The organism is Mycobacterium sp. NGS24, assembly GCF_059813065.1.
The window spans coordinates 107,633-118,161 of sequence record NZ_JCALDW010000015.1; the positions used below are offsets into that span (position 1 = coordinate 107,633).

Consider the following 10,529-nt stretch of genomic DNA (forward strand, 5'->3'; position numbering starts at 1 on the left):
TCAGCTCCTCGGTACAACCCGGACTTGCGACGCCGATATTGGCATTCTCGTCTAGGGAGAATAGCATCATCGCTGCAGGTCCAGAAGTTGTCCGGACGCCTGCGGATTGGGGTGGCCAGGTGCGGAACCGAATCGCCGCGGCAGCGGCCGTAGCGCTGGCGGCACCCGTCTTCGGGGCGTGCAGCGCCCCCTCGCAAGGCCAGCTGGCCAGCACCGCGGTGGCGACCGTCAACGGGAACGAGGTGCGGCCCCGAGTTGTGCGCTGCTTCCAGCAGGAATGGTTTCGCACCATAGAACTCGGTGACGACGCCTCGGGCGCCAAGATCGTCGTCGACCAGCGGGCAAATCCGGCGTCCACGGTGTCCGTCCGCTTCCACAACTTCGGTGGTTTCACCGGCACCTACTCCCACGGCGGCGGAGCCGACGCCGCCACCCGCTTCGATGGCCAGTCGTTCATCATCACCGGCACGGCCAACGGGTCCACCACGGCCAAACCGGGCGAGGCGGCCAGCGCCGATTTCAAGATCAACGCGAAGTGCTGACCCGCACCGTGCCGCCCGCGCGGGGGGTGGGTGCACGTTGCGCACGGCGATATAGGAGAATATGATTCTCACTAATTGCGAAGGAGGATTTCATGGGTCAGTTGTCGCACCGGGTTGACGTCCCGTTTCCGATCTTTGACGCGGATAACCATCTTTACGAGCCGCCGGAGGCGCTGACCAAGTTCCTGCCGAAGGAATACCAGAACCACGTCCAGTACGTGCAGGTCAACGGGCGCACCAAGATCGCGATCCGCGGCCAGATCAGTAACTACATTCCCAACCCGACCTTCGAGGTCGTCGCCAAACCCGGAGCCTGGGAAGAGTATTTCAAGTACGGCAACCCGGAAGGCAAGAGCAAGCGCGAGCTGTTCGGTGAGCCGATGCGTGCCATCCCGGCCTTCTTCGAGCCGGGCCCGCGCCTGGAAGTAATGAACGAGCTGGGGCTGGACAAGACGCTGATGTTCCCGACGCTGGCCAGCCTCCTCGAGGAACGGTTGTCGGACGACCCTGTTGCCATCCATGTGCTGGTCCATGCGCTGAACCAGTGGCTCGACGAGGTCTGGGGCTTCAACTACCAGAACCGTATCTTCACCACCCCGGTGATCACCCTGCCGATTGTCGAAAAGGCGATCGAAGAGCTGGAATGGGCGGTCAAGCGCGGTGCCCGCTGCATCCTGGTCCGCCCGGCACCGGTCCCCGGCTTCCGTGGTCCGCGGTCGTTCGCGCTGCCCGAGTTCGACCCGTTCTGGGAGCGGGTCGTGGAGTACGACGTGCTGGTCGGCATGCACTCCAGCGACAGTGGCTACTCCCGGTACACCTCCGAATGGGACGGTGCCAGCGCCGAGATGCTGCCGTTCCAGACCAACGCAATGGGCATCCTCAACGAGTGGCGGCCGATCCAGGACTCGGTGGGCTCGTGGGTCATTCACGGCGCGCTCTATCGCCACCCCAAGCTGAAGGTCGCGATCGTCGAGGCCGGGTCGAAGTGGATGACCCCGCTGCTGGACGGCCTGGCGGAGGTCTTCCGCAAGGCTCCGGAGGCATTCCCGAGCGACCCGGTCGAGATGGTCAAGAACCGGATCTACGTCAGCCCGTTCTTCGAGGACGGTATCGACGACCTGGTCAACCTCGTGGGCGTGGACCAGGTGCTGTACGGGTCGGACTGGCCCCATCCCGAAGGGCTGGCGGAGCCGACCTATTACATCGAGGCGCTGTCGCACTTGTCGGCCGACGACCAGGCGAAGATCATGGGTGGCAATCTCGGTCGACTCGTCACGGTGTGACCGACCGGGTCAGCTGGCAGACCATCCCCGAGATGGTCTTGAGCGCGGCGGATCGCTTCGGCGATGCGGAAGCGGTCGTGGACGGTCCGCTGCGCTACACCTTCGCTGAGCTCGTCCACCGAATACGTTGTGCGGCAGGTGCTTTTGCCGATCTCGGTATCGCCAGGGGTGACCGGGTGGCCGTCTGGGCGCCCAACTGTGCCGAGTGGATCGTTGCCGCCTTCGGCCTGCTGACCGCCGGGGGAGTCCTGGTGCCGGTCAACACCCGGTTCAAGGTGGCGGAGGCCGCTGACGTCATCGGCCGCAGCGGGGCCAAGGCGGTATTGGTCCAGCAGGGCTTCCTGGGGCAGGACTTCGTGGCGCCGGCCGGGATACCGGTCATCGACCTGAAATCCGGCTTCCTCGACGCCGGATCACCGTTCGAGTGCCCGGTCAGCGGCGCCGATGTCTCCGACATCATTTTCACCTCCGGCACCACCGGGCGGCCCAAGGGCGCGATGATGAATCACGCTCAGACGTTGCGCATGTACGAGGAGTGGGCGACCCTCGCGGATCTGCGCGAGGGTGACCGCTACCTGATGATCAATCCGTATTTCCACACCTTCGGTCTCAAAGCGGGCCTTGTCGCGTCCTTTCTGCGTGGTGCCGCGATGCTGCCGGTAGCGGTTTTCGACATCGCCACCGCGGTGGATCTTATTGAGCGCGAGCGCATTACGATGTTGCCCGGCCCGCCGACGCTGTATCACTCGTTGTTGACGGTGCCGGACAAGTCCAAGCTGGCCACGTTGCGGGCCGGCGTCACCGGTGCCGCCGACATCCCCGTCGAACTCGTCCGTCGCATCCACGGTGAGCTGCCGTTCCAGACGTTGATGACCGGGTACGGGCTCACCGAGGCGGGCAACGTCACCTTGTCCCGGCCCGGCGACTCCTTTGCAGAGGTCGCCTCCACCGCGGGTCTGCCGTGCGACGGGGTCGAGGTGCGCATCGCCGGGGACGGCGAGGTGCTGGTTCGCGGGTACGGGGTCATGCAGGGCTACCTCAACGATCCGGTCGCCACCGCTGAGGCGATCGACGGCGACGGCTGGCTACACACCGGGGACCTGGGCAGCATCGACGAGTCGGGTCGGTTGCGCATCGTCGGCCGCAAGAAGGACATGTTCATCGTGGGCGGATTCAACGCCTACCCGGCCGAGATCGAAGGCTTCCTGCTCAAGCACCCCGCCATTGCCCAGGTGGCGGTGATCGGCGCTCCCGACGAACGGCTCGGGCAGGTGGGCAAGGCATTCGTCGTCCGTAAGAGTCCGGTGGACGCGCCGGAACTGATCGACTGGTGCCGGGAGCGTATGGCTGGATTCAAGGTGCCGCGAGTGGTGGAATTCGTCGACGCGCTGCCGATGAACGCCACCGGCAAGGTCGTCAAGGATCTCCTCCGCTGAGTGGCGCTCGGCATCCTCCGGCAGTTGCATATGCCGAAAGCAAGAACGGTATTTCCACAGTTTGACGCGGTTTTGCGCGGTCCGTGTCGGCCCGGACGGTAATATTGCCGACGGAAAGTGATAATCTCGTTCTCCGACGGCCGACGACGTGCCGGAGTGGCCGCCGCCAGTCCGGCCCATCATGGTTGCGGTGGCGAGTAGGGTGTGGCCACGGCTGGCGTACGGCGGATCCCGGACGGAATTGGGATCGGGCGGCAAGTTAACGCATTTTCCCGACACCGTCGGCGGCTACCAGGCACCTTGTCACCGACGGACAAGCGGTAGAGGAGTTCGGAGTTGAGCGGCGAGCGATCTCGTTCCCGAGCCGGTGAGCGGAGGACGGCGGCACCCGCCGTAATGCAGACGACGCGAAATCGGCGCCGGTGAAGAAGGACGACACACCGCAGAGTGTCGCGGAAATGCGGTCCCTGGCCGAGGAGGCCGAGGCGGAGGCCGCCGAGGCCGAAGCCCTCGCCGCCGCTGCCCGCGCGCGTGCCCGCGCCATCCGGCTGCGCCGCGAAGCCGAAATCGTTGCAAGCACCGAGGTCGGATCCGGCACGAACGGACTGAAAGTCGACGACGCAACAATCGAGCCGGCCGAACCGCCGGTCACGCTCGCCAAGCCCGACGCCGCGAAGATCAAACTGGCCAAGGGCCCGGTGAAAAAGGCCGGCGGCGCCAAAGCCACCGCAGCAGCGGAGCAACCGGAGCCGGTGAAACCAGCCCGCATCGAGGAGCGCGACACCGAGGTTGCGGACGATCGCACCACCGAGACGCTTTCCGACGAAACGGACGCGGACGCAGCGGACGACGAAAACGCCGAGGAACCGGCTGCCAGATCCGCGCGGCGCGGCCTGCGCCGACCGACACTGAAGTCGGTGGCAGCGGTACTGGCCGTCGCTATCACGCTCTTCGCGGTGGGGGCCAGCGTGGAGATGTCCGTGCTGCATCGCAACGCCACCCGGGAACGCCAGCAGGTTGCCGAGTTCGCCGCGGGCGCACGGCAGGGAGTCGTGACGCTGACTTCGCTCGACTACGAACACGCCAAAGAAGGCGTGCAACACATCCTGGAAGTGTCCACCGGAACGTTCAAGGACGACTTTCTGAAGATGGCCGAAGATTTCACCAAAGTCGTCGAAGAGTCGAAAGTGATCTCGCAGGGAAGCGTTCAAGCTGCCGCTGTCGAACTCGACACCATGACCGAGAATTCGGCGGTGGTGCTCGTGGCCAGTACCTCCGAGGTCACGAATGCCGCTGGTGCCAAACAGGATCCACGTAAGTACCGGCTGATCGTGACGATGACTCGGGAAGGTGGTCGGCTCAAGATGTCGAAAGTGGAGTTCGTGCCGTGACCGAACGGGACTCGTCGGTGGTCGACGACAGCGCAGAGCAGACCTCGGTCGGCGAGGACACGGTGGATGCCGAAGACGCCGATTCGCCAGCCGACGGCCGGGATTCGGGCCGCAATCGCTTGACCGCCCGATTGAAGAACCCGACCGTCGGCAGGACGAAAAGTCGTTGGGCCGGGAAGCTCGGCATCGCCGCGCTGGCCCTGCTGGTGGTCAGTTCGCTGTCGGTGCTGGCCGCCCTGTACTGGTTCTCCTACCGGCCGGACCAGCAGGTCGACGCAGCCGAAGCCAAGGCGGCAATCGCAGCTGCCAGTGACGGCACCGTCGCCATCCTGTCCTACTCGCCGGACACGCTCGACCACGACTTCTCCACCGCGAGATCACATCTGACCGGTGACTTCCTGTCTTACTACGACCAGTTCACCTCGCAGATCGTCGCTCCGGCCGCAAAGCAGAAGGCAGTCAAGACGACCGCAGTGGTGCTTCGCGGCGCGTTGTCCGAATTCCGTCCGGACTCGGCCATCGTGTTGTTGTTCATCAACCAGAGCACTCAGAGCAGGGACCGTCCGGAACCGGCGATGACGAACAGCAGCGTGCTGGTCACCTTGACCAAGGCCGACGGGAAATGGCTTATCTCACAGTTCAATCCGGCATAGGCCTGTGATGAGCAACGGCGACATTCACTCGATGGTGATCGCGTCGGACTACCGGATTCCGGACCCGACCAAGGTGTGGCCGCTGCTGGAGCGTCGCAAAGCCGCGCTCGCCGACATCGGCGCCCATCACGTGCTGGTCTATATCTCCACCCACGACTACGGCCGGGTGCTGGTGATGATCGGGGTGCACAGCCGCGAGCCGATCGTAGAGCTGTTGCAGTCGCGGGTGTTCTTCGACTGGTTCGATGCCGTCGGCGTCGACGACATCCCGGCCGTCTTCGCCGGCGAGATCGTGGACAGGTTCATTGCCGAACCTCCGGCAGCGACGGGCCGGGCGCCCGGCGTGGTGGTGGCCGCCTTCGCGTCCGTGGACAGTGTGACGACGCTGCACACCGAAGTCGGTCTCGCGATGGACCGGTTCACCGCCGCCGGGATCCGAAAGACCTGGGTTTTTCAGGCTTTCGACGACTCACACGAGGTGCTGATCCTGCAGGAATTCGCCGACGAGGACAGCGCGCAGGAATGGATCGAGCACCCGGACGCGGCGGCTCAATGGCTCAGCGGGGTGGGAATCGGCGCCTACCCGCCGCTGTTCGTCGGCCGGTATTTCGACATGATGCGCATCGGGACGGACTGACCGGCGCGATGTACGTGTGCCTGTGTAATGGCATCACCAGCCAGATGGTCACCGAAGCTGTCTGCGCGGGCGCGTCGACGAGCAACCAGGTTGCCGCGGCGTGCGGCGCGGGTGCCGACTGTGGACGCTGCCGTCGCACCGTGCGTGCGATCATCGCGTCGGTCAGCGAGACGAGGAGTCCGCGCCATTCGGCGTAGCCGCGTTCAGTGGTCCTTCGGCTGCATCGGTCCGACGAGTTGGGCGAGCAGGGGCGGGATTTCGTGTCGCGGCAACACCACCTCGACGAACACCATGCGGTCGCGATGGGCGGCGGCGGCGGTGAGCGCGTCGTCGAGTTCGCCGTAGGTTTCGGCGCGCAACGCGAGGTGATTTTCCACCCCGAGCGTGCCGGGGAGATCGGTCCAGCGCCAGCCGACGATGTCGTTGTAGGGCGCCGTTGCTCCGTGGATGGCGCGTTCGACGGTGTAGCCGTCGTTGTTGACCACCACGATGACCGGGGAAAGCCCCTCCCGGGAGAAGCTGCCCAGTTCCTGCGCGGTCAGCTGAGCGGCGCCGTCGCCGATCAGCAGCACCGTTCTGCGGTCCGGATGGGCCACCGCCGCCCCGAAGGCGGCGGGCAACGTGTAACCGATTGAACCCCATAACGGTTGGCCGATGAAGGTGACCCCCTGGGGCAGTACGTGGTCGGCCATGCCGAAGAACGAGGTCCCCTGATCTGCCAACACCACGTTGCCCGGGGTCAGTGCCGAACACAGCCGGTCCCACAGCACCCGTTGGGTGAGAGCCTCGTCGCGGCCCGGGGCGGGGGCCGGTGCTTGCGCCGGTGGCGGTGCCACATCCGGTGAACGGATACCGCGCTCGGTCAGTATCGCTGTCAGAGCCTGCAGCGCCGCACCCATCTCCAGCGGCGCGAACACCTCGTCGGCCACGCTGCTCTGGTACTGGCCGATATCGATGGTCCGGGCCGGGTCGATGCGTTGACTGAAGAACCCACTGACCATGTCGGTGAACACCACCCCGGCGGTCACCAGGACCGGTGCCTGTTCGATGGCGGTGCGTACCCGTTCGGTGCTGGCCGCGCCGGCGTAGATGCCGAGGAAATTCGGCGAGCTCTCGTCGAGCAGGCTCTTACCCCACACCAACGTCGCGTGCGGCACCACGTCGGCTGCCAGTAGCGCCTGCAGTTCCCGGACCGCCTGCAGGCGGTGCACCAACAGGTCGGCCAGCACGGTCAACTGGCGGTTGCCGATCAACTTCGCCGCCGCCTCGGTGAACATGGCCAGCGCCCGCGGACTGGTGCCGCCGGCATAGCGTGGCAACGGCGCGTCCGGCGGTTCGGTGGGGAAGCGCGCCACGTCGGTGGACATCAGCAGGTACCCGGGCCGCTTCTGTTCGCGCACCTCGCACAGCACCCGGTCGATCTCACGGCACGCGGTGGCTGGCATGAGATTGGCTTGCGCGCAGGTGATTTCGCGACTGATCCGGAAGAAGTGCTCGAAGTCGCCGTCGCCGAGCGAATGATGCAACGCCCGGCGGGTGGCCTGGGCGTCCTTCGAGGGCCCGCCCACGATGTGCACGACGGGCACGTGCTCGGCGTAGCTGCCCGCGATGGCGTTGGTCGCCGAAAGCTCACCGACGCCGAATGTCGTTACCACGGCTGACATTCCGCGCAGCCGCCCATATCCGTCGGCGGCGTAACCGGCGTTGAGTTCGTTGGCGTTGCCGACCCAGCGCAGCTTGGGGTGGGCCACGATGTGGTCGAGGAAAGCCAGGTTGTAATCGCCGGGCACGCCGAAGATCTCTGTGACGCCGAGTTCGGCGAGGCGGTCGAGCAGATAGTCGCCGACGGTATAGGCAGAATCGGTCACGGAAACGACGGTACGCCCGTGGCGACGATACCGGCGAAACGACTATTCCCGCCGGGGCACGGTCGCGATATGGTGCGGGCCATGGCAATCAAAGAATCCCGCGACATCGTCATCGAAGCCAGTCCCGAGGAGATCCTGGATGTCATCGCTGATTTCGAGGCGATGCCCGAATGGTCCGAACCGCACCAGACCGCCGAGATCCTGGAGACCGGAGACGACGGGCGTCCGAGCAAAGTGAAGATGAAGGTGAAGACCGCGGGCATCACCGACGAGCAGGTGGTGGCCTACACCTGGAGTGGCAACGAGGTGACCTGGACGCTGGTCAGTTCCGGTCAGCAGAAGTCGCAGGACGGGAAGTACACCCTGGTGCCCAAAGGGGACGAGACGCTGGTGAAGATGGAGATCAGCGTCGACCCGAACGTGCCGTTGCCCGGGTTCGTGCTCAAGCGGGCCGTCAAGGGCACCATCGACTCGGCGACCAAAGAGCTGCGCAACCGCGTGTTGAAGGTGAAGAAGGGCTGATACCGCGGCGCTCGGTGAAATCGGCTGGTATCCGACAATTTCCGACAACCGCTCCCCAGGTCGTGCCGAGCGTTGCTAGCTTGAGAACCAGTGGCCGTAAAAGCATCGCGAGAATTCGTCATTGATGCGCCCCAGGAAGTGGTCATGGCGGCGCTGTCAGATGTCGGCGCGCTGTCCTCCTGGTCACCACTGCACAAGAGTGTCGAGGTGCTCGACTACTACCCGGACGGCCGGCCTCACCACGTGAAGGCCACCATCAAGATCCTGGGCCTGGTCGACAAGGAGATCCTGGAATACCACTGGGGTCCGGACTGGGTGGTGTACGACGCCGGCAAGACCGCCCAGCAGCACGGCCAACATATCGAGTACAACCTCAAACCCGAGGGACTGGACAAGACCCGGGTGCGTTTCGACATCACCGTCGAACCGGCCGGACCGATACCCGGATTCATCGTGCGGCGGGCCAGCGAACACGTATTGGATGCCGCGGCCCGGGGATTGCGCGAGCAGGTGCTGGGCGCGGAGCCCGGCCCGGACGCATAGTTGGCCGCGGAGTCCGCGCCGCCAGGTTGCTAGTTTGAGCAGTAGTGGCCATACAAGCATCGGGTGAAGTGCTGATCGACGCGTCGCCGGACGTGATCATCGACGCGCTCGCCGACATGGACGCGGTGCCGTCCTGGTCGTCGGTGCACAAGCGGGCCGAAGTCATCGACACCTGGCCCGACGGCCGCCCCCGGCACGTCAAGGTCACCATCAAGGTGGTCGGCATCGTCGACAAGGAGTTGCTGGAATATCACTGGGGGCCGGACTGGATGGTGTGGGACGCCACCAAAACGCTTCAGCAGCATGCCCAGCACGGGGAGTACAACCTGACCCGCGAAGGCGCCGACAAGACCCGGGTGCGGTTCACCATCACCGTCGAACCCTCTGCGCCGCTGCCCGAGTTCCTGGTCAACCGGGCCCGCAAGAAGATCCTCTATTCCGCCTTGGAGGGACTGCGCAAGCGGGTGATGGGCGGTTAGTGCCGTCGATCGCCCAGCGCCGCCAGTCGCCGGATCGCTTCGTCGAGCGTGTCGTCTCGTTTGCAGAACGTGAAGCGCACCAAGTGTTTCCATAGCCCGGCGTGCCGGGCGGCCGGGTCGCAGAAGGCCGACATCGGTATCGCGGCCACCCCGACGCGCTCCGGCAGCGTGGCGCAGAAGGCGGTGCTGTCGTCGTATCCGAGCGGGCGCGGATCCGCGCACAGGAAGTAGGTGCCGAAGCTGTCGTGTACCGCGAACCCGATGTCGGTCAGTCCGGCCGCCAGCCGGTCGCGCCGGCGCTGCAGCGTCTGGCGCAGGGTGGCCACCCACTCGTCCTGGGTGTTCAGCGCCAGAGCCACCGCGGGCTGGAACGGTGCTCCGCCGACGTAGCTCAGATACTGTTTGGCGGCGCGTAATCCGGCGATGAGATGTGCTGGGCCACAGGCCCATCCGATTTTCCATCCGGTGCAGTTGAACATCTTGGCCGCACTGGAGATGGTGATCGTGCGCTCGGCCATGCCGTCGAAACCGGCCAGCGGCAGGTGCCGGTGGTCGTCGTACACGAGATGCTCGTAAACCTCGTCGGTGATCACCAAAAGGTCTGCGTCCGTTGCGATCTCGGCAATGGCTGCCAGCTCTGGCGCGCTCAGCACCGCTCCGGTGGGATTGTGCGGCGAATTGACGATCAGAGCCTTGGTGCGCGGGGTGACGGCGCGTCGCAGCGCGTCGGCGTCCAACGCGAAACCGCGCCCGTCGGCAACCAGCGGGACCGGCACCCGGGTCGCGCCGGCCATCGCGACCACCGGTGAGTAGGAATCGTAGAACGGCTCGATCAGCAGCACCTCGGAGCCGGGTTCGACCAGGCCGAGCACCGCTGCGGCAATGGCCTCGGTGGCCCCGACCGTGACCAGGATCTCGGTATCGGGGTCGTACTCGATGCCATAGCGTCGTCGGCGTTGCGCGACGATGGCCTGTCGCAGAGCGGCGATGCCGGGGCCGGGCGGGTACTGGTTCATACCGTCGGCGATGGCGTCCTGGGCGGCCCGCAGCATCTCCGCGGGACCGTCCTCGTCGGGAAAGCCCTGGCCGAGGTTGACCGCGCCGATCCGCGTGGCCAGCGCCGACATCTCGGCGAACACCGTGGTCGCGTAGGGCTGTAGCCGCGAGACGGTCAT

12 protein-coding genes are annotated in these 10,529 nt (G+C 65.6%); 10 read left to right on the top strand and 2 right to left on the bottom strand.

The window, feature by feature from the left end:
• Positions 1-119 precede the first annotated feature (119 nt).
• From AC5Y6Y_RS18880 to AC5Y6Y_RS18910, 7 genes are all read left to right on the top strand, one after another.
• Positions 120-542 (top strand): lipoprotein LpqH, encoded by a 423-nt coding sequence (locus AC5Y6Y_RS18880; RefSeq protein WP_463827296.1) that lies wholly within the window; start codon positions 120-122, stop codon positions 540-542.
• Positions 543-634: 92 nt separating this feature from the next.
• Positions 635-1,825, top strand: a complete 1,191-nt coding sequence (locus AC5Y6Y_RS18885; protein WP_463827297.1) for an amidohydrolase family protein — start codon at positions 635-637, stop codon at positions 1,823-1,825.
• Positions 1,822-3,261 (top strand): FadD3 family acyl-CoA ligase, encoded by a 1,440-nt coding sequence (locus AC5Y6Y_RS18890; protein ID WP_499930139.1) that lies wholly within the window; start codon positions 1,822-1,824, stop codon positions 3,259-3,261. Before AC5Y6Y_RS18885 ends, AC5Y6Y_RS18890 begins: the two co-directional genes overlap by 4 nt.
• 422 nt (positions 3,262-3,683) lie before the next feature.
• Positions 3,684-4,652, top strand: coding sequence for an Rv1363c family protein (locus AC5Y6Y_RS18895; protein WP_499930140.1), 969 nt, complete (start codon positions 3,684-3,686; stop codon positions 4,650-4,652).
• Entirely contained in the window at positions 4,649-5,305 is a 657-nt protein-coding gene (locus AC5Y6Y_RS18900) for a twin-arginine translocation pathway signal (RefSeq protein WP_499930141.1), read from the top strand. Before AC5Y6Y_RS18895 ends, AC5Y6Y_RS18900 begins: the two co-directional genes overlap by 4 nt.
• 7 nt (positions 5,306-5,312) lie before the next feature.
• Positions 5,313-5,942: a fatty-acid--CoA ligase gene (locus tag AC5Y6Y_RS18905; RefSeq protein ID WP_499930142.1), complete on the top strand. Its 630-nt coding sequence runs from the start codon at positions 5,313-5,315 to the stop codon at positions 5,940-5,942.
• Positions 5,943-5,950: 8 nt separating this feature from the next.
• A complete protein-coding gene (locus tag AC5Y6Y_RS18910; protein ID WP_463827302.1) occupies positions 5,951-6,139 on the top strand; it encodes a (2Fe-2S)-binding protein in 189 nt (62 codons plus the stop codon).
• A gap of 6 nt (positions 6,140-6,145) precedes the next feature.
• Here AC5Y6Y_RS18910 and AC5Y6Y_RS18915 read toward each other — a convergent pair whose 3' ends face one another.
• Positions 6,146-7,810, bottom strand: coding sequence for an alpha-keto acid decarboxylase family protein (locus AC5Y6Y_RS18915; protein WP_499930143.1), 1,665 nt, complete (start codon positions 7,808-7,810; stop codon positions 6,146-6,148).
• Positions 7,811-7,891: 81 nt separating this feature from the next.
• Between AC5Y6Y_RS18915 and AC5Y6Y_RS18920 the strand changes: the two genes are divergently transcribed.
• The 3 genes from AC5Y6Y_RS18920 (at position 7,892) to AC5Y6Y_RS18930 (ending at position 9,354) form a co-directional block, all read left to right on the top strand.
• Positions 7,892-8,332: an SRPBCC family protein gene (locus AC5Y6Y_RS18920; RefSeq protein WP_499930144.1), complete on the top strand. Its 441-nt coding sequence runs from the start codon at positions 7,892-7,894 to the stop codon at positions 8,330-8,332.
• 90 nt (positions 8,333-8,422) lie between these two features.
• On the top strand, positions 8,423-8,875 hold the full coding sequence (locus tag AC5Y6Y_RS18925) for an SRPBCC family protein (protein WP_463827305.1): 453 nt from the start codon (positions 8,423-8,425) through the stop codon (positions 8,873-8,875).
• A 44-nt stretch (positions 8,876-8,919) separates the two neighbouring features.
• The gene (locus AC5Y6Y_RS18930) at positions 8,920-9,354 is read left to right on the top strand and encodes an SRPBCC family protein (protein ID WP_463827306.1); all 435 of its coding nucleotides are present in this window, start codon (positions 8,920-8,922) and stop codon (positions 9,352-9,354) included.
• Here the strand turns inward: AC5Y6Y_RS18930 and AC5Y6Y_RS18935 are convergent.
• Positions 9,351-10,529 (bottom strand): pyridoxal phosphate-dependent aminotransferase, encoded by a 1,179-nt coding sequence (locus AC5Y6Y_RS18935; RefSeq protein WP_499930145.1) that lies wholly within the window; start codon positions 10,527-10,529, stop codon positions 9,351-9,353. The genes AC5Y6Y_RS18930 and AC5Y6Y_RS18935 overlap by 4 nt on opposite strands.

Excerpts from the sequence above, each read along its gene's own strand:
- AC5Y6Y_RS18885 (WP_463827297.1), top strand. The coding sequence starts at position 635 with ATGGGTCAGTTGTCGCACCGGGTTGACGTCCCGTTTCCGATCTTTGAC.
- AC5Y6Y_RS18905 (WP_499930142.1), top strand. The coding sequence starts at position 5,313 with ATGAGCAACGGCGACATTCACTCGATGGTGATCGCGTCGGACTACCGG.
- AC5Y6Y_RS18910 (WP_463827302.1), top strand. The coding sequence starts at position 5,951 with ATGTACGTGTGCCTGTGTAATGGCATCACCAGCCAGATGGTCACCGAA.
- AC5Y6Y_RS18920 (WP_499930144.1), top strand. The coding sequence starts at position 7,892 with ATGGCAATCAAAGAATCCCGCGACATCGTCATCGAAGCCAGTCCCGAG.
- AC5Y6Y_RS18935 (WP_499930145.1), bottom strand. The coding sequence starts at position 10,529 with ATGACCGTCTCGCGGCTACAGCCCTACGCGACCACGGTGTTCGCCGAG.